At 67.3% G+C, this 24311-nt stretch carries 25 protein-coding genes; 16 read left to right on the top strand and 9 right to left on the bottom strand.

Going from position 1 to position 24311, the window contains the following annotated elements:
* Positions 1 to 2: 2 nt before the first annotated feature.
* Positions 3 to 2060 (bottom strand): transglycosylase SLT domain-containing protein, encoded by a 2058-nt coding sequence (locus ACO05L_RS11765; protein WP_421729359.1) that lies wholly within the window; start codon positions 2058 to 2060, stop codon positions 3 to 5.
* 112 nt (positions 2061 to 2172) lie between these two features.
* On the opposite strand from ACO05L_RS11765, the gene dapA reads away from it, so the two are divergent.
* Entirely contained in the window at positions 2173 to 3066 is an 894-nt protein-coding gene (dapA, locus tag ACO05L_RS11760; RefSeq protein WP_421729358.1) for a 4-hydroxy-tetrahydrodipicolinate synthase, read from the top strand.
* On the top strand, positions 3066 to 3569 hold the full coding sequence (gene smpB / locus ACO05L_RS11755; RefSeq protein ID WP_421729357.1) for an SsrA-binding protein SmpB: 504 nt from the start codon (positions 3066 to 3068) through the stop codon (positions 3567 to 3569). The genes dapA and smpB overlap by 1 nt, the downstream gene beginning before the upstream one ends.
* Here smpB and ACO05L_RS11750 read toward each other — a convergent pair.
* The gene (locus tag ACO05L_RS11750) at positions 3566 to 4135 is read right to left on the bottom strand and encodes an NYN domain-containing protein (RefSeq protein WP_421729356.1); all 570 of its coding nucleotides are present in this window, start codon (positions 4133 to 4135) and stop codon (positions 3566 to 3568) included. The two genes, smpB and ACO05L_RS11750, sit on opposite strands and share 4 nt — an antisense overlap.
* On the opposite strand from ACO05L_RS11750, the gene folK reads away from it, so the two are divergent.
* From folK to ACO05L_RS11700, 10 genes are all read left to right on the top strand, one after another.
* Positions 4134 to 4694 (top strand): 2-amino-4-hydroxy-6-hydroxymethyldihydropteridine diphosphokinase, encoded by a 561-nt coding sequence (gene folK, locus ACO05L_RS11745; protein ID WP_421729355.1) that lies wholly within the window; start codon positions 4134 to 4136, stop codon positions 4692 to 4694. The genes ACO05L_RS11750 and folK overlap by 2 nt on opposite strands.
* 292 nt (positions 4695 to 4986) lie before the next feature.
* A complete protein-coding gene (gene rpoZ, locus ACO05L_RS11740; protein WP_421729354.1) occupies positions 4987 to 5346 on the top strand; it encodes a DNA-directed RNA polymerase subunit omega in 360 nt (119 codons plus the stop codon).
* A 236-nt stretch (positions 5347 to 5582) separates the two neighbouring features.
* Positions 5583 to 7649 carry a RelA/SpoT family protein gene (locus ACO05L_RS11735; RefSeq protein WP_421731685.1) on the top strand — a complete coding sequence of 689 codons (2067 nt, stop codon included), beginning with the start codon at positions 5583 to 5585 and terminating at the stop codon, positions 7647 to 7649.
* A gap of 33 nt (positions 7650 to 7682) precedes the next feature.
* The gene (pyrE, locus tag ACO05L_RS11730; RefSeq protein WP_421729353.1) at positions 7683 to 8267 is read left to right on the top strand and encodes an orotate phosphoribosyltransferase; all 585 of its coding nucleotides are present in this window, start codon (positions 7683 to 7685) and stop codon (positions 8265 to 8267) included.
* Positions 8268 to 8302: 35 nt separating this feature from the next.
* Positions 8303 to 9064, top strand: a complete 762-nt coding sequence (locus tag ACO05L_RS11725) for a pyridoxine 5'-phosphate synthase (protein WP_421729352.1) — start codon at positions 8303 to 8305, stop codon at positions 9062 to 9064.
* A complete protein-coding gene (gene acpS / locus ACO05L_RS11720; protein ID WP_421729351.1) occupies positions 9061 to 9462 on the top strand; it encodes a holo-ACP synthase in 402 nt (133 codons plus the stop codon). The genes ACO05L_RS11725 and acpS overlap by 4 nt, the downstream gene beginning before the upstream one ends.
* A gap of 366 nt (positions 9463 to 9828) precedes the next feature.
* Entirely contained in the window at positions 9829 to 10611 is a 783-nt protein-coding gene (lepB, locus tag ACO05L_RS11715; RefSeq protein ID WP_421731684.1) for a signal peptidase I, read from the top strand.
* Complete coding sequence (gene rnc / locus ACO05L_RS11710) at positions 10611 to 11324, top strand: ribonuclease III (RefSeq protein ID WP_421729350.1); 714 nt, start codon at positions 10611 to 10613, stop codon at positions 11322 to 11324. Before lepB ends, rnc begins: the two co-directional genes overlap by 1 nt.
* A complete protein-coding gene (gene era / locus ACO05L_RS11705; protein ID WP_421729349.1) occupies positions 11321 to 12289 on the top strand; it encodes a GTPase Era in 969 nt (322 codons plus the stop codon). The genes rnc and era overlap by 4 nt, the downstream gene beginning before the upstream one ends.
* Positions 12290 to 12323: 34 nt before the next feature.
* Positions 12324 to 13583: a serine hydrolase domain-containing protein gene (locus tag ACO05L_RS11700; RefSeq protein WP_421729348.1), complete on the top strand. Its 1260-nt coding sequence runs from the start codon at positions 12324 to 12326 to the stop codon at positions 13581 to 13583.
* Here ACO05L_RS11700 and dprA read toward each other — a convergent pair.
* Entirely contained in the window at positions 13549 to 14622 is a 1074-nt protein-coding gene (gene dprA / locus ACO05L_RS11695; RefSeq protein ID WP_421729347.1) for a DNA-processing protein DprA, read from the bottom strand. The two genes, ACO05L_RS11700 and dprA, sit on opposite strands and share 35 nt — an antisense overlap.
* Before the next feature lie 2 nt (positions 14623 to 14624).
* Positions 14625 to 15275, bottom strand: a complete 651-nt coding sequence (gene plsY, locus ACO05L_RS11690) for a glycerol-3-phosphate 1-O-acyltransferase PlsY (protein WP_421729346.1) — start codon at positions 15273 to 15275, stop codon at positions 14625 to 14627.
* 126 nt (positions 15276 to 15401) lie between these two features.
* Between plsY and ACO05L_RS11685 the strand changes: the two genes are divergently transcribed.
* Positions 15402 to 16316: a glycerophosphodiester phosphodiesterase family protein gene (locus tag ACO05L_RS11685; RefSeq protein WP_421729345.1), complete on the top strand. Its 915-nt coding sequence runs from the start codon at positions 15402 to 15404 to the stop codon at positions 16314 to 16316.
* On the opposite strand, the gene pyrC is transcribed toward ACO05L_RS11685, so the two are convergent.
* Genes pyrC through ruvX form a run of 3 tightly spaced genes read right to left on the bottom strand, consistent with a single transcriptional unit; the run spans position 16313 to position 19092 of the window.
* Positions 16313 to 17590 carry a dihydroorotase gene (pyrC, locus tag ACO05L_RS11680; protein WP_421729344.1) on the bottom strand — a complete coding sequence of 426 codons (1278 nt, stop codon included), beginning with the start codon at positions 17588 to 17590 and terminating at the stop codon, positions 16313 to 16315. The two genes, ACO05L_RS11685 and pyrC, sit on opposite strands and share 4 nt — an antisense overlap.
* Positions 17587 to 18564, bottom strand: a complete 978-nt coding sequence (locus ACO05L_RS11675) for an aspartate carbamoyltransferase catalytic subunit (protein ID WP_421729343.1) — start codon at positions 18562 to 18564, stop codon at positions 17587 to 17589. The genes pyrC and ACO05L_RS11675 overlap by 4 nt, the downstream gene beginning before the upstream one ends.
* Positions 18565 to 18612: 48 nt before the next feature.
* Positions 18613 to 19092 carry a Holliday junction resolvase RuvX gene (gene ruvX, locus ACO05L_RS11670; RefSeq protein WP_421729342.1) on the bottom strand — a complete coding sequence of 160 codons (480 nt, stop codon included), beginning with the start codon at positions 19090 to 19092 and terminating at the stop codon, positions 18613 to 18615.
* 108 nt (positions 19093 to 19200) lie between these two features.
* Here ruvX and gatC point away from each other — a divergent pair, with 108 nt between their 5' ends.
* Genes gatC through gatB form a run of 3 tightly spaced genes read left to right on the top strand, consistent with a single transcriptional unit; the run spans position 19201 to position 22465 of the window.
* Positions 19201 to 19488, top strand: a complete 288-nt coding sequence (gatC, locus tag ACO05L_RS11665) for an Asp-tRNA(Asn)/Glu-tRNA(Gln) amidotransferase subunit GatC (RefSeq protein WP_421729341.1) — start codon at positions 19201 to 19203, stop codon at positions 19486 to 19488.
* Between the two features lie 2 nt (positions 19489 to 19490).
* Positions 19491 to 20969, top strand: a complete 1479-nt coding sequence (gene gatA / locus ACO05L_RS11660; RefSeq protein ID WP_421729340.1) for an Asp-tRNA(Asn)/Glu-tRNA(Gln) amidotransferase subunit GatA — start codon at positions 19491 to 19493, stop codon at positions 20967 to 20969.
* A gap of 2 nt (positions 20970 to 20971) precedes the next feature.
* Positions 20972 to 22465 (top strand): Asp-tRNA(Asn)/Glu-tRNA(Gln) amidotransferase subunit GatB, encoded by a 1494-nt coding sequence (gatB, locus tag ACO05L_RS11655; RefSeq protein ID WP_421729339.1) that lies wholly within the window; start codon positions 20972 to 20974, stop codon positions 22463 to 22465.
* Positions 22466 to 22552: 87 nt separating this feature from the next.
* Here gatB and ACO05L_RS11650 read toward each other — a convergent pair whose 3' ends face one another.
* Positions 22553 to 22993 carry an RcnB family protein gene (locus ACO05L_RS11650; RefSeq protein WP_421729338.1) on the bottom strand — a complete coding sequence of 147 codons (441 nt, stop codon included), beginning with the start codon at positions 22991 to 22993 and terminating at the stop codon, positions 22553 to 22555.
* Between the two features lie 214 nt (positions 22994 to 23207).
* On the bottom strand, positions 23208 to 24227 hold the full coding sequence (locus tag ACO05L_RS11645; RefSeq protein WP_421729337.1) for an RcnB family protein: 1020 nt from the start codon (positions 24225 to 24227) through the stop codon (positions 23208 to 23210).
* Positions 24228 to 24311: the final 84 nt, after the last annotated feature.

The following is a 24311-nucleotide window of genomic DNA, read 5'->3' as shown; positions in this document are numbered from 1 at the left end:
GCCTATTGGTAGGGTCTGGGCCCGGGCAGGGCGCCGCGCGAGATGTCGTTCGACAGGGTCAGGGGCGCCGTGCCGCCGTTCAGCCGGGCCTTGTAGACGCTCATATTCTCCATCACTCGCATCATGTAGTTGCGCGTCTCGGTGAAGGGGGCGCACTCGATATAGTCGATGGCGGCCTCGGCGTTCTGGCGCGGATCGCCACAGCGGGCCACCCATTGCGGCGCGCGGGCGGGACCGGCGTTATAGCCGACGGTGGTCATCAGCATGGACCCGCCGAAATTCCCCATCAGCTCGCCCAGGTGATAGCTGCCCAGGGTCATGTTGTAGTCCGGGTCCCACAGCTGCTCGGCCGAATAGGACATCCCCAGGCGACGGGCGACGCCGGACGCGGTGGCGGGCAGGAACTGCATCATGCCGCGCGCATCGGCGCCGGAGCGGGCGCGGGGGTCGAAGCTGGATTCCTGACGGGTGATGGCCAGGGTGAACTCCAGCGGGGCGGCGCCCCCGACCGAGGGCGGGATGCGGATCGGATACATGCGCTCGGGCATCAGGACGCCGCGCTGGCTGGCCGCGCGACCGACCATCATGGCCGCGAACCCGTCGCCATAGCCGCGCGCCGTATCCATCAGTAGGGCCAGGTCGGTCGGGTTGGGAACGGTGTCGTCCAGCTGATAGGCGAAGACCCGGAACAGGCTCATCTCGCCGGTCTCGCCCAGGATGCGCATGGCGCGGACCACCTCGTTGTTCTCGAAGGCGGCGACGTCGGCGGCGGTGGGCTGGGGGTCGGCGGGCAGGGTGATCGAGGTGTAGCCCGCCTTCTCGGCCGCCAGCTGGCCATAGAAGGTCTGGATGTGCTGGGCGCCGGCCCGGTACCACTGCTGGGCGCCTGCCTGATCGCCCGAGGCCTCATAGGCGCGGCCCAGCCAGTAGAGGGCGCGGCCCTGGGTGATCGGGGTCGAGGAGACGTTGCGCAGGTTCTCGAAATGGGTGGCGGCCAGGCGCGGGTCGTTCAGCTTGGTCAGGGCGACCCAGCCGGCGAAGAACTCGGCGTCCACCTTGCGGTCGCCGCCGGGGAAGCCGTGACCGGCCATGGCGTCATAGGCCGCGCGCCAGTTGCGACGCTCCAGCGCATCGAGGAAATAGTTGCGGCGCTCGCTCCACAGGGTGTCCTGGCCCTCCTTGTGTGAAGGAGCGGCGGGCAGATAGCGCAGCAGGTCGAAACCTTCGCTCTGACGCCCCGCCGAGCGCAGGATGCGGACCCGCTCCAGCGCCACGGCCGGGTCGGTGGCCTGGGACGGGCTGAGGCTGGCGAGCATGGCGTCGGGGCTGTAGGCCGTGCGCAGGCCCATGACGGTGTTGGCGATGGCCGCCCGTTCCGGCGAGACGTAGTTGACCATGGCGCGCGTGGCCGGACCATGCGGGCCCAGCAGCAGCATGTTGAGGCGGGCCTCGTGGTCAGCCTGGCTGAGCCAGCCGCTCCAGCGGTTCAGGATGCGGCTCTGGTCGGCTTCCTCGAACGAGCGGGTCCGCCACCAGTCGGTGATCAAGGCGCGTGCCTCGGCTTGACGGCCGGTCTGTTCCAGCGCCGAGGCCAGGGCGATGGCGCCTGCCGAGGTCGTCGGCGCCGATCCCTGGAAGAAGGCGAGGGCGGCGTCGGGGCCCATACCGGCCCGGTCCAGAGCGATCTCGCCCGCCGAACGGCGTGTGTCGGCGCGCGGCCAGCCGTTCAGGGCCTGATTGTCCTGGGCCAGCTCGGTGTAGGACAGTTGCGAGGCCGAGGTGTCGACCAGGGCCCATTCGACCAGTTTGCGCGCGGTGGGGTCGTTTATGCCCGAGATGGCGTTGCGGGTTCCGATCACGTCTCGCGCCCGCGCCGCCGCCAGACCACGGCGGAAGGCGGCGGTGTCGGCGTCGCTCAGCACCCGCGCCTGATAGGTCCCGCCGCTCTGCACCGGGGTGGGCGCAGCCTCATAGGGGGTGGCTCCGTTCAGATAGGCGGTGGTGGATTGCTGCACGGGCGCGAGCAGGGCCATAGCGGCCGCCAGGGTCGTCACGAGCATGATTTTTCCAATCCCCATTCAACGCAGTTGCGGTACGACGACCGGCAACCTACCCTCTCGCGTCTCTCAATCGGCGCGTGTCGCCGACTCTCCACGCAGGTAACTTGTTCCAATGACCGCCCCCTTGTTCAAGGGCGTGATCACCGCCTTGATCACACCTCTTCGTGACGGAAACGTGGACGAAGATGCACTCATTCGTCTGCTGGAGCGCCAGATCGCCGCTGGCGTCCACGGCGTCGTCGCCGTCGGCACGACCGGCGAAGGCGGCGGCCTGACGATCGAGGAGCACAAACGGGTGACGTCGATCTGTGTCGAAACCTCGGCGGGACGCATCAAGGTCATCGCCGGCGCAGGCTCGCCCGCGACCTATGAATCCATCGACCTGGCCCGCCACGGCAAGACCTGCGGCGCCGACGCCTCCCTGGTCGTCACCCCCTATTACAACCGCCCGTCCCAGGCCGGACTGGTGGCGCATTTCGAGGCGGTCGCTGACGCGGTCGAGCTGCCGCTGATCCTCTACAATGTGCCGGCGCGCACCGGCGTCGATCTGTCGAACGAGAACGTCGCCCATCTGGCCGCCCATCCCAATATCGTCGCGCTGAAGGACGCCACCGGCGACATGAGCCGCGTCAGCTGGATGCACGCCAACATCGGCGCCAATGGCGGACAGTTCGACCTGATGTCGGGCGACGACCACAGCGCCCTGGGCCATATGGCGCATGGGGGAACGGGCGTGATCTCGGTCACCTCGAACGTCGCGCCCGAGGCCATGGTCGCGCTGTATAACGCCGCCGCCGCCGGGGACTATGCGACCGCCCGCTCGTGGCAGGATCGTCTGATCGGCCTGCACAAGGCCCTGTTCCTCGACGCCTCGCCCGCACCCGCCAAATACGCACTGGCCAAGCTGGGTCTGTGTTCGGAGGAGATGCGCCTGCCGATGCTGCCGACCTGTGACGCCGCCAAGCCGGGCATCGACGCCGCCCTGGTGGCGGCCGGAGTGATCTGATGGCCACGACCAAGGAGCAGGCGGCGGCCGCCGCCAAGGCTCCGATCACCAAAGCCAAGACCATCGCCGAGAACCGGCGGGCCAAGTTCGACTATTTCCTCGAGGACAATATCGAGGCGGGCATCATGCTGCTGGGCACCGAGATCAAGGCGCTGCGCATGGGCCGGGCCAATATCGCCGAATCCTATGCGGCGGTGGAGGGGCGCGAGATCGTCCTGATCAACGCCGACATCCCGCCCTATGCCCAGGCCAACCGCTTCAACCACGAGCCGCGCCGGCCGCGGAAATTGCTGCTGCACCGCAAGCAGATCGATAGGCTGATCGGCGCCGTCCAGAAGGACGGCCAGACCATCATCCCGATCCGGCTCTATCTGAACGACGACGGCAAGGCCAAGCTCGAGATCGCCCTGGCCAAGGGCAAGAAGCTGCACGACAAGCGCGAGGCCTCGGCCGACCGCGACTGGGCCAGGGACAAGGCCCGGCTGATGCGAGACAAGGGCTAGGTCGCGTCGAAGGTCCGTACGGACGGCGAGGGCGCGCTCGTCTTTGGCCGGACCCAGTCATCGCGATCCGTCAGGTCGATATAGGCGTCCGCCTGACGCCTCAGGTCGTCGGCGATCATCGGCGGCTGGGACTTCAGGGTCGAGACGACGGTGACCCGCACGCCCTTGGCCTGAACCGCCTCGACCACCCTGCGGAAGTCGCCGTCGCCGGAGAACAGCACCATGTGATCCAGGTGGGGCGCCATCTCCAGCATGTCGACGGCGATCTCGACATCCATATTGCCCTTGGTGCGGCTGTGGCCGGAGGCGTCGGTGAAGCGCTTGACCGGCTTGGTCACCATCCGGAACCCGTTGTAGCCCAGCCAGTCGACCAGCGGCCGGATGGGAGAGAACTCTTCGCCCTCGACCACGGCCGTGTAATAATAGGCCCTCACCAGGACGGCCTCTTGGCGGAACGATCCGAGCAGCTTTCTGAAGTCCAGATCGACGTTCAGCGCCCGAGCCGCCGAATAGAGATTGGCCCCGTCGATGAACAGGGCGACGCGATCGGTCGGATAAAGGGTCATGAGCAGCGCCTCGACGAATGATGAGGGTCCGGTCTCCGTCAATATCGACGGCGATGGGGATCTGGATGATGCGGTCATCGTCGCCCTGGGCTGCAATGACAAGGGCGTCTGGTCGTCCTGCCGCGAGGCGCTGGAGGCGGCCCTGGCGCGGTTCCGCTCCGAAGGCATAGACGTGGTGGCGCGGTCTTCGTGGTGGACTTCGCAGGCCTGGCCCGATCCGAACGATCCCTCCTTCCTGAACGGCGTCGTCATCGTCAGGACGGCGCACGATCCCCACGCCCTGATGGCCGCCCTGGGTCGGATCGAGGAGGCGTTCGGGCGCCAGCGCTCGACCCAGAACGCGCCGCGCACCCTGGACCTGGACCTGATCGCCTATGGTCGCGAGAGCGGCGACTGCAACGGCCTGATCCTGCCCCATCCGCGCGCCGCCGACCGACTGTTCGTCATGGGGCCGCTGGCCGAGATCGCACCGGAGTGGAAGCATCCGGGGGGCGGCAAGGCGTCTGTGCTGGCGAAGACGACGACCGTCGGCCTAGACGCCCGGCCTTTGGGAGATTGACGATGCTGTTGAAGCGCGCGTGTTGTTTCTGCGGTGACCTCATTGAGCGCACGGATGCCGCCGCTGTTGAAATCGTCCTCAGTAATCTCTGGCATCGCGACGCTGTTCAAGGTCTGCAAGCGCACTCCGTCTGCGCATCAATCGCATTTCCCGGTCGGGCCATGGTCGATCCGGAGTGCTTGATCGGCTGAGCCGCCTCAGATTCGCCGCCCTGTGATATCAGTGTGGCGTTGCACAAATCGGCTCTTACCTGTATTGGGCGCGGTTCTCCCGACGACCCCGAAGGATTCCCATGGCTCGCGTTACCGTCGAAGACTGCATCGAGAAGGTCCCGAACCGCTTCGGTCTGGTCCTGCTGGCCGGCAACCGTGCCCGCGCCATCGCCAATGGCGCTGCGCTGACGCTGGACCGCGACAACGACAAGAACCCCGTCGTCGCTCTGCGTGAGATCGCCGAAGAAACCGTTATTCCCGCCGAGCTGCTGGAGACCGTCGTGGTCGCCCTGCAACGCGTCGACGAGCGCACCGAAGCCGAGGACGAGGCTGAAATCGTTGGTCTGCTGGCTGAGCCTCAGCACATGAACATGGCCGAGCAGGAGCTGATCCGCGCCCTGCAGAGCGACCGTGACGGCGGCCAGGAGGAACGTTACTGACGGCGGAACCCGCCAACGGTATCACGATCCAACCGGCGCGGTCCGGCAAGACCCCGCCGCAGCAGAACGTCGCCAATAACAATGATCCCCTCTCGCCGCCCGGTCTTTCCCCGAATGGGGAAACGCCGGCGGCGAAACGCGTTCCGATCCTGCGCCAGTTCGAGCTGATCGAGGCGGTCAAGGCCTATGACCCCACCGCCGACGAGGCCTTGCTCAACAAGGCCTATGTCTATGCGATGAAGATGCACGGCTCGCAGTTGCGGGCCTCGGGCGATCCCTATTTCGCCCATCCGATCCAGGTCGCGGGCATCCTGACCGACTACAAGCTGGATACGGCGACCATCGTCACCGCCCTGCTGCACGACGTGGTCGAGGACACCTCGGCGACGCGCGACGACATCGCCGGCATGTTCGGCGAGGAGGTCGCCGTCCTGGTCGAGGGCGTGACCAAGCTGAGCCGGCTGGAGCTTCAGGCCGAGCACACCCGCCAAGCCGAGAACCTGCGAAAGTTCATCCTGGCCATCAGCCGCGACGTGCGGGTGCTGCTGGTCAAGCTGGCCGATCGTCTGCACAACATGCGGACGCTGAAATACGTCAAGCCCGAGAAGCGCGAGCGGATCAGCCGCGAGACCCTGGAAGTCTATGCGCCGCTGGGCCGCTCCATCGGCATCCATTCCATCGCCTCCGAGCTGGAAGAGCTGGCGTTCGAGCATCTGAACCCCACGGCCCGCACCGCCATCATGCGGCGGCTGGAGGCTCTTAAGCTGGAGCACGGCAGCGCCACCGAGGTGGTCGCTCACGAGATCGAACAGGTGCTCAGCGAGGCAGGCATCGCCGCCCAGGTGTTCGGCCGCCAGAAGACCCCATATTCCATCTGGCGCAAGCTGCAGAGGAAGACGGTGGGGTTCTCTTCCCTGTCCGACATCTATGGCTTTCGCGTCATCGTGCCGTTCGAAGACGACTGCTACCGCACCCTGGGGGTCATTCACCGCGCCTGGCCGATGGTGCCAGAGCGGTTCAAGGACTTCATCTCGACGCCCAAGTCGAACAACTATCGCTCGCTGCACACGACAGTGGTGGGGCCGGGCGGCCTGCGCATCGAGATGCAGATCCGCACCGAGGCCATGGACCGGGTCGCCGAGGACGGTGTCGCCGCTCACTGGGCCTACAAGAACCAGTCCTATGGTCTCGACAAGGAGGCCATGGAGGCCGGCGGCGGCCGCGATCCGCTGCAGAACCTGCGCCACCTCGTTCAGGTCATGGAGCATGGCGAGGGCGGTGAGGACTGGGTCGAGCACGCCAAGCTGGAGATGTACCTTGAACAGGTCTTCGTCTTCACGCCCAAGGGTCGGCTGATCAGCCTGCCGCGCGGCGGCATGGCGCTGGACTTCGCCTATGCGGTCCATACCGAGGTCGGCGACACGGCCGTGGGGGTCAAGGTCAACGGCGAGCTGAAGCCGATGCGGACCGCCTTGCAGAACGGCGACGTGGTCGAGATCATTCGCGGAACCAAGCGCGAGGCGCCCGCCGACTGGCGCTCCCTGACCATCACCGGACGCGCCCGGTCGGCCATCCGTCGACACATCCGGGGCGCCGAGCGCGACGAGTTCATGCGCCTGGGCCGCGCCACCCTGGAACAGACCATCGTCAAGGCCGGCAAGTCGCTGGAGGCAGTATCGCTGACACCTGTGCTGGAAGTCCTGGCCATTGCCAACGAGGCGGACCTGATGGAGGCCATCGGGCGCGGGCGCGTGTCGGCGGTGAAGGTCGCCGAGACCCTGTTCCCAGCCTTGATGGGCAAGATCAAGCCGGCGCATCAGAGGAAGTCGATCCAGGACGCCAAGGCCCGGCTGTTCGTGCGCGGGGGCGGACTGACCCCTGGCGTCAGCATCCATTTCGGCCAGTGTTGTACGCCTCTGCCCGGCGACCGGATCGTGGGGATTCTGGAGCCCGAGCGGGGGCTGACCGTCCACACCATCGACTGTCAGAAGCTGGCCGACTTCGCCGACGACGACAGTGTCTGGCAGGATTTGCAATGGACGCCGCAGGCCGAGCAGGGAGCGCTGGGTCTGGCCAAGCTGAAGGCCACGGTCCGCAATGGCGTCGGCGTGCTGGGCCAGGTCACGACCCTGATCGGCGAGGCGGGCGGCAATATCCGCAACCTGTCCCTCAGCCACCGCCAGGAAGACTTCTTCGACCTGAATTTCGAGGTCGAGGTCGAAGACGCCAAACACGCCACCATGATCATGGCCGCCCTGCGCACCAATCCCTCCGTCGATACGGTGGAGCGGGTCAGGGGCTAGCATCGCTCGGGGAACAGGGGCTATGACGCCCGCATGAACACCGAAGACGTCCTCAACGAGTTCCGAGCCGCCGGCGCCCTGCGCGAGGGGCATTTCGTCCTGTCATCGGGCCTGCACAGCCCGGTCTTCCTGCAGAAGAACCTGGTCTTCATGCACGCCGAACGCTGCGCGCGGCTGTGCAAGGCCCTGGCCGAGAAGATCACGGCGACGGTCGGCCCGGTCGATGTCGCCATCTCGCCGGCCGTCGGGGGCATCATTCCTGGCTATGAGACGGCGCGGCACCTGAACGTGCGGTCCCTCTACGTGGAGCGCGAAGGCGGCGAGTTCAAACTGCGTCGCGGCTTTACCATCGAGCCGGGCGAGAAGGTCGTGATGGTCGAGGACATCGTCACCACGGGTCTGAGCTCGCGCGAATGCATCGCGGCCATCCAGGCGGCGGGCGGCGAAGTGGTCGCTGCGGCCTGTATCGTCGATCGTTCGGGCGGGCGCGCCGACGTGGGCGTGCCCCTGGTCGCGCTGGCGACGCTGGACGTGCCGGCATACCCCGCTGACGCCCTGCCGCCCGAACTGGCCGCCATCCCGGTGCAGGATCCAGGCAGCCGCCGGATCGCAAGATAACCAACGCCCGCCCTGGCGGGGATGCGGAGTTTGACGTGCCAAACCCTCTGAGACTCGGCGTCAACATCGACCATGTGGCCACGGTGCGGAACGCGCGCGGCGGCCAGTATCCCGATCCCGTGCGGGCGGCTGAAGAGGCTCTTGCGGCAGGGGCGGACGGGATCACCGCCCATCTACGCGAGGATCGCCGCCATATCTCGGACGCCGACATCGACGGCCTGTCGACCCTGCTGAACGCCGAGGCGCGGCCGCTCAATCTCGAGATGGCCGTGACCCAGGAGATGCTCGACATCGCCCTGCATCACCGGCCCCACGCCGTCTGCCTGGTGCCGGAAAAGCGCGAGGAGCGGACGACCGAGGGCGGGCTGGACGTGGTCGGCGGCCATAACTGGATCACCCCCATGGTCGGCAAGCTGAACGAAGCGGGATCGCGGGTGTCGCTGTTCATCGGCGCAGACCCTGAACAGATCGCCGCCGCCCACCGCACGGGCGCGGCGGTGGTCGAACTGCATACGGGCGCCTACTGCGACGCCGTGCGCGAGGGCAGGGCGGACGAGGCGGCGCGCGAACTGGCGTCCCTGACGGCGGGTGCGACCCAGGCCGCCGGGCTGGGGCTGGAGGTCCACGCGGGCCACGGCATCGACTACGACACGGTCGCCGCCGTCGCCGCCATTCCCGAGGTCATGGAACTGAACATCGGCCATTTCCTGATCGGCGAGGCCATCTTCGTCGGCCTGGGTCCGGCGATCCGGCGGATGCGCGACCTGATGGACGCCGCCAGAGGCGTCGAGCCGTGATCATCGGGGTGGGCACCGACCTGTGCGACATCCGCCGCATCCAGACCTCGCTGGATCGCTTCGGCGACCGCTTCAAGATGCGCTGCTTCACCGAACTGGAACGCACCCGCTCGGATCGCAAGCCGGATGCGGCCTGGAGCTACGCCAAGCGGTTCGCCGCCAAGGAGGCCTGCGCCAAGGCCCTGGGCACCGGGATGCGGCGCGACGTCTATTGGCGCGACATGGGGGTGGTGAACCTGCCCAGCGGCCAGCCGACCCTGGCCCTGACCGGCCACGCGGCCGAGCATCTGGCCCGTCTGACGCCGGTCGGGCATGAGGCGAAAATCCACCTGACGCTGAGCGACGAACACCCCTACGCACTCGCCTTCGTGGTGATCGAAGCCTTGCCGATGGCTTAATCAGGCTATAGGTCCGCTCATGGTCCTCAGCGAGCGGGCCGGGGACAGGCCTGTCAGATGAGCGAAGAGAAAAAGCCCCACGAGGCCGACGCCGCGCACGATGCGCACGCCGCCGAGCCCGAGGCGCACACCCCGCACGTCGAGACCCATGACGCAGGGCATGAAGAGCCCGCCGTGATCTCGGCCGACGCCTCGGTCGTCGAACCGGCCCACGACGACAGCCATTCCGTCACCGAACCCGATCATGTCGCGCCCGCCGCGGCCGCCACCGCCGCCGCCCGCCCGATCTGGAGCGATCACGGCGACGCCCCCTTCGACGACGGCGACGAAAAGCCGATCCGGGAGAAGAACATCAAGAAGGCCAACATCAAGGCCCCGTCGCCCACCCGCAGCGAAGAGCCTCCGCGCTCGGCCGGCAGCGAGACGCTGGAGGTCATCAAGACGGTGGTCTTCGCCCTGCTGATCGCGTTCGTGCTGCGGGTGATGCTGTTCCAGCCCTTCACCATCCCCTCGGCCTCGATGGAGCCGAACCTGTATGAGGGCGACTACATCGTCGTGACCAAATGGTCCTACGGCTATTCGAAATATTCGAGCGGCCTGCCGGTCAACCTGCCGCTGGGCGAGGGACGCCTGTTCAACACCGCGCCCAAGCGGGGCGACATCGCCGTGTTCAAGCTGCCGCGCGATAACAAGACCGACTACATCAAGCGCGTGATCGGCCTGCCAGGCGACCGTGTGCAGATGATCGCCAACAAGCTCTATATCAACGGCCAGCCGGTCCAGGACGCCATCGTGGACGAAGGTCAGGTCGCCGACGCCTTTGGCCCGCGCTCTATCGTCCGCGCCCGCGAGACCCTGCCCAACGGCAAGAGCTTCATGACCCAGGACTTCGGTCCGGGCGGCGATCTGGACGACACCGGGGTCTATGAGGTGCCGGCGGGCCACTACTTCATGATGGGCGACAACCGCGACAACTCGATCGACAGCCGCGTGGCCGAATATGCCGGCGTGGGCATGGTCCCCGAGCAGAACCTGGTCGGCAAGGCGCAGATCATCATGTTCTCGTGGGAGCCGGGCGCCAGCCTGTTCAACCCGGTCAGCTGGTTCGCCAATATCCGGCCCAGCCGCTTCTTCCGCATCCTCGACTGATGGCGAATCCCCGAGCCGAGGCGGTGGCCGAGCTGGTCCGCCGACTGGGCCATGATTTCCGCACTCCCGCCCTGCTGGAGCGCGCCCTGACCCACGCCAGCGTCAGCGAAGGCGGTTCGCCCCAGACGTCGAAGGCGCCGCGCGACAACGAGCGGATGGAGTTCCTGGGCGACCGGGTCCTCGGCCTGCTGGTCGCCGACCGGCTGCACAACGACTTCCCCGAGGCCGACGAGGGCCAGCTGTCCTCGCGCCTGCACGCCCTGGTCGACAAGGCAGCCTGTGGCCGGGTCGGCGAACGGCTCGGCATCGGCCAGGCCCTGCGCCTGTCGCCCGGTGAGACCAAGTCGGGCGGCCGCCGCAAGGAAGGCGTCATCGCCGACGCCGTCGAGGCGGTGCTGGCGGCGGTCTATCTGGATGGCGGCCTGGACGCCGCCCGCCTGGCCTTCGACCGACTGTGGGCCGAGGAACTGGCGCGGACGCCAGAGCGCGGCCTGGCCAATCCCAAGTCCGCCCTGCAGGAATGGGCGCAAGCTCAGGGTCGGCCGCTGCCGACCTACCGGATCGCCGACCGCAGCGGATCCGACCATGCGCCGACCTTCACCATCGAGGTGTCGGTCGAGGGCGTCGAACCCATATCCGCCCAGGGACGTTCGCGTCAGGACGCGGAAAAGTCAGCGGCGATAGCAATGCTGAAACGAGAAGGCGTGATTTGACCGATATCGACCCCAACACCTCCGAAGCGGGCGTCCGCAAGGCAGGCTTCGCCGCCATCATCGGCGCGCCCAATGCGGGCAAGTCGACGCTGGTCAACCGGCTGACGGGGACCAAGGTTTCGATCGTCACTCAGAAGGTGCAGACGACGCGGTTCCCTGTGCGCGGCATCGCCATCGACAAGGACGCCCAGATCGTTCTGGTCGACACGCCCGGCATCTTCACCCCGCGCCGTCGTCTGGACCGCGCCATGGTCGCCTCGGCCTGGGGCGGGGCGTCGGACGCCGACGTCGTGGTCCACCTGATCGACGCGGCCTCGCACATCGCCTCGGAAGGCAAGGAGGGCACGCCCGCCGACCGCAAGTCCGCCGAGGACACCGAGACCATCATCGAGAACCTGAAGGGCTCGGGCTCGCAGGTCATCCTGGCGCTGAACAAGATCGACGGCATGCGCCGCGACACCCTGCTGGCCCTGTCTCACGCCCTGTTCGAGACCGGCGTCTATTCCGAGGTCTACATGATCTCGGCGGCGACCGGCGACGGGGTGGACGATCTGAAGTCGCGCCTGGCCCTGTCCATGCCCGAAGGCCCCTGGCTCTATCCCGAGGATCAGAGCGCCGACGTGCCGATCCGGGTTCTGGCCGCCGAGATCACGCGCGAGAAGGTCTATCTGCGCGTCCACGAGGAACTGCCCTATTCGGCGGCGGTGGAGACCACGGCCTTTGACGAAAAGGCGGACGGCTCGGCCCGCATCGAACAGACCATCTATGTCGAGCGCGAGAGCCAGCGGCCCATCATCCTGGGCAAGGGCGGCCAGACCCTGAAATGGATCGGCCAGAAGTCGCGCGAAGAGCTGATCGAGCTGCTGGACCGGCCCGTCCACCTGTTCCTGACCGTCAAGGTCGATCCGAAGTGGCAGGACAGCCGGGCCCTGTACGCCCAGTTTGGCCTGGACTTCGACGTCTGATCTTCGGCTATCTGGCTTCCCGAGTAGAGTAAGCGTGTTCACCGTCCCCAAGACCGCCGGCAATCATCCGCGGCTGTTCGCCGGCGTCGTCGCCGCCATCGTGCTGGCCGGTGCAGGCGCCGCCGCCGTCTTCAGCAGCGCGGCGCCGTCCCCGCCGCGTCCCGTGCGCCAGGCGCTACCGCCGCGCCCGCCGGTCGAGGTGGTGCAGGACCTGCCGCAACTGGCCGCCGCCATGCAGGCGCGCCCGCGCTTCATGGGCGGGGTGCTGGTGGCCAAGGGCGACACGGTGCTGTTTCGTCAGGTCTATGGCCCCGCCCATGTCGATCGGGGCGAGCCGCTGGCGCTGGACAGCGAGTTCCTGCTGGCCTCGATCAGCAAGCAGTTCACCGCCGCCGCCATCCTGAAGCTTCAGGACGATGGCAAGCTGAAGATCGGGGATCCGGTCTGTCACTGGATCCAGCCATGCCCGGCCGCCTGGGCGTCGCTGAAGATCCACCACCTGCTGTCGCACACCTCGGGCATCCCCGACCTTATGGCGCGGCCACAATGGGGTCTGGCGCGGGTCACGCCTGTGACGCTGGATCAACTGACCGAAGATTCAAAGGCATATGGGCTGCAGTTCGAGCCGGGTTCGAAGATCCGCTATAACAACGCCGCCTTCAACTTGGCCGCCGCCATCGTCGAGAAGGCCAGCGGCATGGCCTTTTCGGACTATCTGCAAACCACCTTCTTCCAACCCTTGGGCATGACCCGGACGGGCCTGGGCGACGGCGGCGAGACGGTCATGGGATACGCCAACTATCCCAGCGGTCTGGCGGCCCAGACCATTCCGAATGTCAGCGTCGTCATGGGCGCGGGCGCCCTGCATTCGACGCTGGACGACATGCTGGCGTGGGAGCTGGCCCTGCACAGGGGCCATGTGCTGACGCCCTATTCCTACGCCCAGATGACCGGCGACCACGCCCCGGCGGATACGCCCAGCGAGCGCGGGCGGCATCGGCGCGATTGGGGATACGGACTGTTCGCCAACAGGCTGGGCGAGCAGGTGTCGCCGTCGTTCGAAGACCGCCAGATCTATCACACGGGCAGTTGGGCGGGCTTCCGCAACCTGATCAGCTATCAGCCGGATCACGACGTGACGGTGATCGTCCTGTCCAACAACTATCACCAGCGCGACGAGGTCTTCCTGATCGTGCAGCAGGCCATGGCCGAGGCCCTGGGGCGCGACTTCCCCCAGGCGCTGAACCGCAACGGCCCGGCTAGAGGCTCGCCAGCCCCCCAGCCAGCAGACTAGCCCGACCAGCCAGGCTGAGTTCCAGCAGGGCGGCGGCGACCTGGGACACAGGCGCGCCGCAGGCCCTGGCCAGTTCATCGCGCGGCGTCGGCGTCGGCGACAGCAGGGCGGCGACCCGCTCGATCAGGGCGGCGTCGATGTCTTGGCCCATGTCGAAGGGCTCGGACGGGGGCTCGCCCAGATAGCGCAGGGTCTCGAAGGCGCGCACCACGTCGTCCACGCCCTCGCACAGGATCGCCCCCTGACGCAGCAGTTCGTTCGGCCCCCTGGAGCGTGGATCGAGCGGCGAGCCGGGTACGGCGAAGACGTCGCGGCCCTGTTCCCCCGCCAGCCTGGCGGTGATGAGCGAGCCTGAGCGCAGTTCGGCCTCGACCACGATCACTCCGCGCGACAGGCCCGAGATGATGCGGTTGCGACGGGGGAAGTCGCGCGCCTGGGCCCGCGCGCCCATTGGGCTTTCTGAGACGACGCAGCCCCGTTCGGCCAGGCGGGCGTGCAGGTCGGCGTGTTCGGGCGGATAGATGTCGTCCACCCCGCCGCCCAGGACCGCAACGGTCCCGGTCTCGATCGCGCCTTCATGGGCTGCGGCGTCGATGCCGCGCGCCATGCCGGAGACGACGACGAAGCCGGCCTGGCCCAGGCCCTGGGACAGGCCGCGCGCGATCCGCTGGCCGCCCGCCGAGGCGATGCGGGCGCCGACCACCGCTATGGCCTCTCGCGACAGCAGGGCTGGATCCCCCAAGGCCCACAGCACCGGCGGCGGCGGATCGACGGCGGCGAGGGCGGGGGGATAGGCGGCGTCGCCCAGCACGATCAGGGTCGCGCCCCGCCACTCGCCGGCCGCCAGTTCGGCGTCTATGCGGGCGGGATCGGGCAGGGCATAGCCGGTCGAGCCGCCGCGCCGGACCATGTCGGGCAGGGCGTCCAGCGCGCGCTTGGCGCTGCCGAACCGATCCAGCAACTGTTTGAAAGAGACCGGCCCGACGCGGTCGGCGCGGGCGAGACGGAGGCGCGCGATGCGTTCGGCCTCCGTCAGCATGGTCAGGCCTTCTTGGCGCCGATGCGGGGTTCGGCGCCCTTCAGCAGCCGGGCGATGTTCTCATGGTGGCGGATGAAGATCAGCACCCCGGTGAATATGGCCAGGACCACCAAAGGCGGCGCGACGGGCAGGCCCAGGGCCGCGATGGGCAGCACCGCATAGACGGGCGCCAGGGCGGCGGCGACCAGGGCCGCCAGCGACGAATACCTCAGACCGAAGGCCACGATCAGCCAGGTGGCGGCGGCCATCAGGCCCAGCGGCCAATGGGCGGCCAGCAACAGGCCAAAGAAGGTGGCGACCCCCTTGCCGCCCTTGAACCTGAGCCAGACCGGGAACAGATGGCCCAGAAAGGCGAAGGCGCCGGCGATGCAGCCGACCAGATCCTGGGTGGTGTTTCCCTCGAACAGGGCGCGGGCGATCAGCAGGGCGGCGGCGCCCTTGCCCGCATCCAGCAGCAGGGTGGCGATGGCCAGGTCTTTGCGGCCCGTCCTCAGGACATTGGTTGCGCCGATATTGCCCGAGCCGATGTTGCGGACATCGCCGACCCCGGACAGGCGCGTAATGATGACGCCAAAGGGAATCGACCCCAGCAGGTATCCGCCCAACGCCACGAGCGCGAGCGTGCCCAAAGCCGGCCCCACCAAGTCCTGCAACTGATTCTCTCCCCACGGTCGTGTTCGCGGCAGGATGCGTCCCAAGGTCGCTGCGGGCAAGCGTCGTGACACGACTTGACCGGAACCGGGCTAGGAAGAGACTGCAATCCCCAACCGGAGTTCCAGATGCGCCTTGTCCTGCCCGCCGTCATGACCGCCAGTCTCGCACTGGGCGGCTGTTTCGCGGTGTCGGACGCGCCGGCCGGCAAGCCCGAGCTGGCCGCCTATTTCGACTGCGTGCGCGAGCGGGGGGTGATGATCTCGGCCCATCGCGGCCAGTCGGCGGCCGATCAGCCCGAAAACTCCATCGCCGCCATCCTGGCGACCGGCCAGGCCATTCCCGGCGCCATCGTCGAACTGGACGTGGTCAGAACGCGGGATCGCAAACTGGTGCTGATGCACGATCCGTCGGTGGACCGGACCACCACCGGCCACGGCCATCTGGCCGAACTGACGCTGAACCAGGTGCGTCAGATGCGGCTGCGCGCGCCCAACGGCGACCTGACCGACGCGGCGCCGCCCACGCTGGACGAGGCCTTGGCTGCCGCCGGGCGTGTCGGCGCTATCGCGGCGCTCGACTTCAAGGCCGACGACGAGGAGGGCACGCTGGAGCTGGCCCGCGCCGTCATCGCCGAGGTGCGGCGCGTGAACGCCGCCGACCGGGTCATCCTGATCACCTATTCCGACACGGCGGCCCGCGCGATCGCGGCCCTGGCCCCCGAGATGATGATCTCGGCCGGAATGAGCCGGGCGACGGACCTGTCCGGGGTGGACAGCGACCAGATCCTGGCCTGGACCGGTTCGCGCACGATGAAGCCGTCCCAGTGGCGTCAGCTGAAGGCCGAGGGGATCGAAGTTCAGTTCGGCACCCTGGGCGCGCCCGGCGAACGGTTTGACGACCAGTTCGCCCAGGACGGCGATGTCGGCGAGTATCGCGAGCTGTGGCGCAAGGGCGTGACCATCATCGCCACCGACGCGCCTCTGGCCGTGAAGTCGGTCATGGGGCCGGAACTGGCTGCAGCCCAGACCTGCAGCCGCTAGGCGACGAACACCGTCCGCCCGGCGACGATGGTGCGCATCACGCGGCCCTGAAGCCGGCGACCGTCGAAGGGCGAGTTCTTGGATTTGGACTTCAGCTTGGCGGCGTCGATGACGACGGGGGCGTCGGGGTCGAACAGCACCAAATCGGCAGGCGCGCCCGCCTCGATCACACCGCTGTCGAGGCCCAGCAGGGATGCCGGTCCCTGGGTCAGCGGGCGAAGCAGGGTCAGCAGGTCCAGCCCGTCCTCGTGATGCAGGGTCAGGGTGGCGGCCAGCAGGGTCTCCAGCCCCACCGCGCCGGGTGCAGCCTCGGAGAAGGGGCGGCGCTTGTCCTCTGCGGGGGCGGGTGCGTGGGCCGAGGTGATGACGTCGATCAGGCCGTCGCGCACCGCCTCGATCAGGGCCTGGCGGTCGCTCTCGGCGCGCAGGGGCGGATCGAGCCGGTAGAAGGTGCGGTATTCACCGATGTCGAGCTCGTTGAAGCACAGGTGGTTGATCGACACCGAGGCGGCGACCTCCAGCCCCTTGCCGCGCGCGCGAGCCAGGGTGTCCAGCGCACCCTCGGTCGAGATCTGATCGACCAGGAACCGCGCGCCGGTCTGTTCGACCAGGGCCAGGTCGCGTTCCAGCTGGATGCGCTCGGCGATGGCCGGGGCGCCCGACAGGCCCAGGCGCGTGGCCAGTTCGCCCGAGGTCGCCACCGTGCCTTCGCTCAGCCAGGGATCGGCGGGACGGCAGGCGATCAGGGCGTTGAAGGCCCCGGCGTAGCTCATCACCCGTTGCAGGGTGCGGCTGTTGGCGATGACGCGGTCGCCGTCGGTGAAATACAGAGCGCCCGCCTCGTTCATCAGGCCGATCTCGGCCATGCGGACGCCGTCGCGGGCCTTGGTCGCGGCCCCTGCGGCGAAGACGTTGACCAGGTTCAGGGCCGCGCCGCGCCGCTGGATGAAGTCGACCATGGCCGGGTCGTCCACGGCCGGATCGGTGTCCGGCTGGACGACGATGGTGGTGACGCCGCCCGCCGCCGCCGACAGGCTGGCGGACTTCAGCGTCTCCTTGGGCTCGGCGCCGGGCTCGCCGGTCTTGACGCGGATGTCGATCAGGCCGGGCGACAGGCACAGGCCCTGGGCGTCGATGGTCTCGACCTCGCCAAAGCTTGTGGCGCCGCGCACGACTTCGGCGATCCGGCCATCCTCGATCAGGACGCCGCCGGGACCATCATAGTCGGTGGCGGGATCCAGCAGGCGGGCGTTGACGATGGCGAGGCGGCTCATCGGTCGTCTCCGATCCGGGCGGAGAGCGAGGCCAGCACGGCCATGCGGGCGGCGACGCCCATCTCGACCTGATCCTGGATCAGGGAGACGGACAGGTCGTCGGCGACATCGGAATCGATCTCGACGCCCCGGTTCATCGGGCCGGGGTGCATGACCTTGGCGTCGGGATTGGCCCAGGCCAGTTTCTCGCGGTCCAGACCCCAGAAGCGGAAATACTCGCGCGTCGACGGCACCAGGGCTCCGGCCATCCGCTCCAGCTGCAGCCTCAGCATCATGACCACGTCACAGCCGGCCAGGCCCTCGCGCATGTCGTGGAAGACCTCGCAGCCCCAGCGGTCGGCGTCGCCCGGCACCAGGGTCGGCGGGCCGATCAGGCGGACGCGCGCGCCCATCATGGACAGCAGGATGACGTTCGACCGGGCCACGCGGCTATGGGCGATGTCGCCGCAGATGGCGATGGTCAGGCCGCCCACGTCGCCAAAGGCGCGGCGCAGGGACAAGAGGTCCAGCAGGGCCTGGGTCGGGTGTTCGTGGCGACCATCGCCGGCGTTGACCACCGCACAGCCGACCTTTTGCGACAGCAGGTCGGCGGCGCCCGAGGCTCCGTGCCGGATGACCAGGATGTCGGGCTTCATGGCGTTCAGGGTGACCGCTGTGTCGATCAGGGTCTCGCCCTTGGCCACCGACGACGCCTGGACCGGCATGGTGACCACATCGGCGCCCAGACGCTTGGCCGCGATCTCGAACGAGGACGAGGTGCGGGTCGAGTTCTCGAAGAAAATGTTCACGACCGTGCGGCCGTGCAGCAGGTCAAGCGCCTTGGACGACTGGCGGTTCAGGTCGACGAAGACATCGGCCAGATCCAGCAGGGCCAGGGCGGCCGGCGGGTTCAGGGCGCCTGCGGACAGGAAATGCGGGCTCGGGAACGGGATCAACCGTTCGGAGATCAGGTCGGTGACGGCTGTGTCGGTCATTAAAGCCCGCCTATAGGGCGGATTCTCTTCGGATGAAACAGCGGGGCGTCATACCCATGTCGCCTGATCGCGCACCCGGTCCAGCGCGCCCTGCAGGATCCAGGCGGCGGCGGTGCGATCCACCACCTCGGCCCGGCGCTTGCGGTTCAGGTCAAGGTCCTCGATCAGGAACCGCTCGACCGCGCTGGTCGACAGCCGTTCGTCCCAGAAGGCGACATTGGTCGGGCGGATGCGATCGAGGTTGCGGGCAAAGGCGCGGCAGGACTGGGCGCGGGGCCCCTCGGTCCCGTCCATGTTGACCGGCAGGCCGATGATCAGGCCCGAGACGTTCCGCCCATTCATGATCTTGATCAGCCGCTCGACGTCCTGTGAGAACTTGACCTTGCGGATCAGCTCCAGCGGGCTGGCGATCATCCGGCTGGTGTCGGAGGCGGCGACGCCGATGGTCGCCTCGCCCAGGTCGAGGCCCAGCCACGCCGTATTGGGCGGGCAGGCGGCGGGGAGGTCGAGAAGGTCGAGAACGGGCACGGGCGCTGCATAGGCCAGGCCGGGCGCGATGTCGAAGGTTCAAACCTTGTGAATCCGGCTCTGGCCCGCTAGTCACCGGCCCTTGCACTTTGACTATCGGAGGGCCGCATGGCCATCGACGCCGCGACGGTGCGCAAGGTCGCACACCTCGCCCGGATCAAGACCCCTGACGACCGGCTGGAGCCCCTGGCTCAGGAGCTGAACGGCATCCTGAGCTGGATCGAACAGCTGCAGCAGGTGAACGTGGACGGCGTAGAGCCGATGACCTCCAACGTGGCCCAACCCCTGCGTCTGCGCGACGACGTCGTCACCGACGGCGCCAAGGTGGACGCTGTCCTGTCGAACGCCCCGAAATCGGCTGACGGCTTCTATGTCGTGCCCAAGGTGGTCGAATAGTCATGAGCGACCTGACCAAGCTGACGCTGAGCGCCGCCGTCGAGGGCCTGAAGGCCAAGACCTTCTCGTCCGAAGAGATCACCCGCGCCTTCATCTCCAACATCGAGGCCGCCAACCCGACCCTGAACGCCTATGTCGAGGTCACCGCCGACAAGGCGATCGACATGGCCAAGGCCTCCGACGCGCGCATTGCGGCGGGGCAGGGCGGCGTGTTGGAAGGCGCGCCCCTGGGCATCAAGGACCTGTTCTGCACCCAGGGCGTCCAGACGACCGCCGGCTCGAACATGCTGCGCGGCTTTGTGCCGCCCTATGAATCCACCGTCACCGCCAACCTGTGGCGCGACGGGGCGGTGATGCTGGGCAAGCTGAACATGGACGAATTCGCCATGGGCTCGTCCAACGAGACCTCGGCCTTCGGTCCGGTGAAGAACCCCTGGAAGTCCAAGACATCCAACGCCGAGCTGACGCCGGGCGGTTCGTCGGGCGGTTCGGCCTCGGCCGTCGCCGCCGACCTGTGCCTGGCCGCCACGGCGTCCGACACCGGCGGCTCGATCCGCCAGCCCGCCGCCTTCACCGGCACGGTCGGCATCAAGCCCACCTATGGCCGCGCCAGCCGCTTCGGCATGGTGGCCTTCGCCAGTTCGCTGGATCAGGCCGGCCCGATCGCCAAGACCGTCGATGACGCGGCCCTGCTGCTGAAGTCGATGTGCTCGTTCGACATCAAGGATTCGACCAGCCTCGACATCCCGACACCCGACTGGTCCGCCAGCGTCGGCAAGTCGGTGAAGGGGCTGCGCATCGGCGTGCCCAGCGAATATGTCGTCGACGGCATGCCCGAGGCGATCCAGAAGCTGTGGGCCGATGGCATGCAGTGGCTCAAAGACGCCGGTTGCGAGATCGTGCCGATCAGCCTGCCGCACACCCAATACGCCCTGCCGACCTATTACATCGTCGCGCCCGCCGAGGCCTCGTCCAACCTGGCCCGTTACGACGGCATGCGGTTCGGTCACCGGGCCGAGGGCACGACCAGCCTGACCGACCTCTATGAGACCAGCCGCGCCGAGGGCTTCGGCCCCGAGGTCAAGCGCCGCCTGATCATCGGCGCCTATGTTCTGTCGGCCGGATTCTACGACGCCTATTACGTTCGAGCCCTGAAAGTGCGTCGCCGCATCGCCGAGGACTTCGACAATGTCTGGGGCAAGGTGGACGCCATCCTGACGCCGTCGACGCCATCGGCTGCCTTTGAACTGGGCGTTAAACAGGTCGATCCGCTGCAGATGTACCTGAACGACATCTTCACCGTCACCGCCAATCTGGCCGGCCTGCCGGGCATCTCGGTGCCTGCGGGCGTGGACGCCGGCGGCCTGCCGCTGGGCCTTCAGGTCATCGGCAAGGCGCTGGACGAGGCGACCGTCTTCCAGGTCGCCGGCGCGCTGGAGAAAGCGGCCGGATTTACCGGCAAGGCGGAGAAGTGGTGGTGAGCATGACCGACACATCCAAACTGATTCAGGGCCGCACGGGCGCCTGGGAAATCGTCATGGGGCTGGAGATCCACGCTCAGGTGGCGTCGAACGCCAAGCTGTTCTCGGGCGCGGCCGTCGGCTTCGGCGCGGGGCCGAACGAGCAGGTGTCGCTGATCGACGCGGGCTTCCCCGGCATGCTGCCGACGCTGAACAAGCATTGCGTCGAGCAGGCGGTGAAGACCGGCCTGGGCCTGAATGCCCAGATCAATCTGAAGAGCCAGTTCGACCGCAAGAACTACTTCTACCCCGACCTGCCTCAGGGCTATCAGATCAGCCAGCTCTATTTCCCCATCGTGGGTGAGGGCGAGATCGAGGTCGAGGCGGAGGACGGTTCATTCAACACCGTGCGCATCGAGCGGCTGCATCTGGAACAGGACGCGGGCAAGCTCATCCACGACCTGTCGCCGACGGAAAGCTTCGTCGACCTGAACCGAGCCGGCACCGCCCTGATGGAGATCGTCTCCAAGCCGGACATGCGTTCGCCCGAAGAGGCCGTGGCCTATGTGAAGAAGATCAGGACCATCCTGATCTATCTGGGCGCCTGCGACGGGGACATGGAGAAGGGCAACCTGCGCGCCGACGTGAACGTCTCGGTCTGTCGCGAAGGCGGCTATGAGAAGTTCAAGGCGACGGGCGACTTCAAGCACCTGGGTACGCGCTGCGAGATCAAGAACGTGAACTCGTTCCGCTTCATCTCCCAGGCCATCAACCATGAGGCCCGCCGCCAGATCGAGATCCTGGAGGACGGCGGTTCGATCCTGCAGGAAACCCGCCTGTACGATCCGACCAAGAACGAAACCCGGTCGATGCGATCCAAGGAAGAAGCGAACGATTACCGCTACTTCCCCGATCCTGATCTACTGCCGCTGGAACTGGAACAGGCCTGGATCGACGCCATCAAGGCTGATCTGCCGGAACTGCCCGACGCCAAGCGCAAGCGGCTGATGGCCGACTATGGCCTGTCGCAATACGACGCCGTGGTGATCATCTCGGACCAGGCCAAGGCCGACTACTTCGAGGCGGCCGCCAAGGGTCGCGACGCCAAGCTGGTGGCCAACTGGGTGACCAACGAACTGTCAGCCCGTCTGTCGGCGGACCACCTTGAGTTCGACGCCAGCCCCCTGCCGGCCAGCCACGTCGCCGAACTGGTGGCCCTGATCGAAGAGGGGGTCATCTCCTCCAAGATCGCCAAGGAGGTGTTCGATCACGTCTGGAACGGCGAAGGCTCGCCGCGTCAGGTGGTCGAGGCGCGCGGTCTGGTTCAGGTCAATGACACCGGCGCCATCGAAAAGGCCGTCGATGAGTTGATCGCCGCCAACCCCGACAAGGCCGCCGCCGTCGCCGAGAAGCCTCAGGCCCTGGGCTGGTTCGTGGGTCAGGTCATGAAGGCCACCGGTGGCAAGGCCAACCCGGCCTCGGTCAACGAGATCCTGAAGGCCAAGCTGGGTCTGTAATCTTCAGCCCGGCCCTGGTCGGATGACTGGACGAAGAAAAGCCCGCCCGGATCGCTCCGGGCGGGCTATTTAATTCAGACTGTCGGCTTAGTTCGACAGCAGCGACAGGATCACGCCGGTGGCCAGGGCGGCGACCACGATGTCGCCGGTGTCCGTGCGGTAGTAGCCGTAGCCGCGCGGCGGGGGCGCATAACCGTAGCGGTTGTAGTCGCGAATGTACCAGTTCGAACGGTACTGATAGGGCAGGGTGCCGCCCCGGTAGTAGCGGCGCTGGTCCTGACGGTACTGACGATGGTCGTTGCGCCAGTCGCGACGCTGGTCGCGGGCATAGCGACGATGGTCGTTGTAGCGTTCACGTTGGGTGTAGCGTCCGCCGTCGTGGCGGTTGCGGTCGGCACGCCGCTCATGCCGCTCGTAGCGGCCGTCGCGATCCCGGTCGCCATGGTGCCGGGACTGAGCCGAGGCAGCCATGGGGGTTACAAGTGTCGCGGCCACGGCGGCTGCGATAATCATGGTCTTCTTGAACATATCTGCCTCCTTTGAGAAACCGCCGGGCCAAACGGCGAGATGGCCATTCGATCCGCGGGATATCCCGACTGAGGCTCCACTGTGGCTTCGCTCGCGTGAACCGAACTTGAACGGGTCGTTAATCAAGACACTTTTCAGATAAGCTTGGCCCAACGAAAAAGGTCCCGGAAACTGTGTTCCGGGACCTTTGCTATTCACGCCGTTACAGTAGCGCTTACCAGCTCCAGACGTCGCTGATGACCTCGACGATATAGCCGTCGCGCTCATCGATCAGGTAGACCCAGTTGTCGACCAGGACCCACCGTGTGCCGGCGGGCGGATAGCCCAGGCCATAGGTGCGATAGTCGTCAAGCCGATAGCGCCAGAACACCGACGGCAGATAGCTGCCCTCGTAATAGCGCTGGCCCCAATATTGGCTGGGAACGCTGTAGTAGCCGTAGTTGGGCGCGAAATAGTAGCCGTAGCGGAAACCGCTGTAGTTGCGGAACCGGCGGTCGTTGCGCCACCAGTCGTGCGACCGGCCACGGTTCCAGCCACGACGCCATTCGTCGCGGTCGAAGCGATTGCGGAACTCGCGCTGGCGATCGGCGCGATCATCACGACCGCCGCGACCGTTCCAGCCGCCACGGTCGTTACCGCGCCCGTCGCGATCACGGGCGCCGCCACGGCCGTCGTCACGGCGGTTTGGGCGGTCTCGCGTCTGGCCATTTCCGTCTGGGCGGTCCGGACGCTGCCAACGGTCCTGGCCGCCGGAGTTCCAGGCGCCGCCGCCCTGCGAACGGTCGCGATCTGGACGCGTTTCACGGCCCTGATTGGTGCGGCCTTGGCCGCGATCGCCCCGGTTGGTGTTGTCGCGGGCTTGGTCTCCTCGGCTCTGGCCGCGATCCTGACCTCGAGCGTCCTGACCTCGCGTTTGCCTTCGATCCTGCGTCCGATCCTGGGGGCGAGCCTCGCCCCCGCTGGGACGTTCAGGCCGGCTGGGGCGTTCAGCGCGTTCCGGGCGCTGCGTACCGCCTGATCCCTGACCGCCAGACCCGTCGGAACGCGTCGGGCGCGACCAGCCGCTGTCCTGGCGAGCGGACGGCCTTTCCGAGGATTGAGGCCGTTCTGCCCGGTCGGCCCGGCTGCCGCGATCACCGCGCTGGGGACGTTCCTGAGCCAGAGTGGCCATGGGCGCCAAGGCCGGTCCGACAAATGCGGCGATGGCGGCGAAAACCATCAGTGAGCGTTTCATGGTCTGTAAGTTCCCGGCACGTCCTTCTGGACGGCTTGGCTTGAAGATCGGTCCGGCCGCATGAACTGTGTCTGAACAGAATAG

Source organism: Brevundimonas sp. (assembly GCF_965227765.1).
Taxonomy (GTDB): Bacteria; Pseudomonadota; Alphaproteobacteria; order Caulobacterales; family Caulobacteraceae; genus Brevundimonas.
The sequence above is the reverse complement of the archived record's forward strand: the minus strand, read 5'-3'. Positions and strand labels throughout refer to the sequence as shown.

Coding starts and splice junctions, on each gene's coding strand:
- folK (WP_421729355.1), top strand. CDS start 4,134: ATGAGCAGCGCCTCGACGAATGATGAGGGTCCGGTCTCCGTCAATATC.
- dprA (WP_421729347.1), bottom strand. CDS start 14,622: ATGCTGACGGAGGCCGAACGCATCGCGCGCCTCCGTCTCGCCCGCGCC.
- ACO05L_RS11750 (WP_421729356.1), bottom strand. CDS start 4,135: ATGACCCTTTATCCGACCGATCGCGTCGCCCTGTTCATCGACGGGGCC.
- dapA (WP_421729358.1), top strand. CDS start 2,173: ATGACCGCCCCCTTGTTCAAGGGCGTGATCACCGCCTTGATCACACCT.
- gatC (WP_421729341.1), top strand. CDS start 19,201: ATGGCCATCGACGCCGCGACGGTGCGCAAGGTCGCACACCTCGCCCGG.
- ACO05L_RS11650 (WP_421729338.1), bottom strand. CDS start 22,993: ATGTTCAAGAAGACCATGATTATCGCAGCCGCCGTGGCCGCGACACTT.
- ACO05L_RS11735 (WP_421731685.1), top strand. CDS start 5,583: ATGAAGATGCACGGCTCGCAGTTGCGGGCCTCGGGCGATCCCTATTTC.
- gatA (WP_421729340.1), top strand. CDS start 19,491: ATGAGCGACCTGACCAAGCTGACGCTGAGCGCCGCCGTCGAGGGCCTG.
- rnc (WP_421729350.1), top strand. CDS start 10,611: ATGGCGAATCCCCGAGCCGAGGCGGTGGCCGAGCTGGTCCGCCGACTG.
- smpB (WP_421729357.1), top strand. CDS start 3,066: ATGGCCACGACCAAGGAGCAGGCGGCGGCCGCCGCCAAGGCTCCGATC.
- pyrE (WP_421729353.1), top strand. CDS start 7,683: ATGAACACCGAAGACGTCCTCAACGAGTTCCGAGCCGCCGGCGCCCTG.
- ACO05L_RS11675 (WP_421729343.1), bottom strand. CDS start 18,564: ATGACCGACACAGCCGTCACCGACCTGATCTCCGAACGGTTGATCCCG.
- ACO05L_RS11685 (WP_421729345.1), top strand. CDS start 15,402: ATGCGCCTTGTCCTGCCCGCCGTCATGACCGCCAGTCTCGCACTGGGC.
- gatB (WP_421729339.1), top strand. CDS start 20,972: ATGACCGACACATCCAAACTGATTCAGGGCCGCACGGGCGCCTGGGAA.
- pyrC (WP_421729344.1), bottom strand. CDS start 17,590: ATGAGCCGCCTCGCCATCGTCAACGCCCGCCTGCTGGATCCCGCCACC.
- rpoZ (WP_421729354.1), top strand. CDS start 4,987: ATGGCTCGCGTTACCGTCGAAGACTGCATCGAGAAGGTCCCGAACCGC.
- ACO05L_RS11645 (WP_421729337.1), bottom strand. CDS start 24,227: ATGAAACGCTCACTGATGGTTTTCGCCGCCATCGCCGCATTTGTCGGA.
- ACO05L_RS11765 (WP_421729359.1), bottom strand. CDS start 2,060: ATGCTCGTGACGACCCTGGCGGCCGCTATGGCCCTGCTCGCGCCCGTG.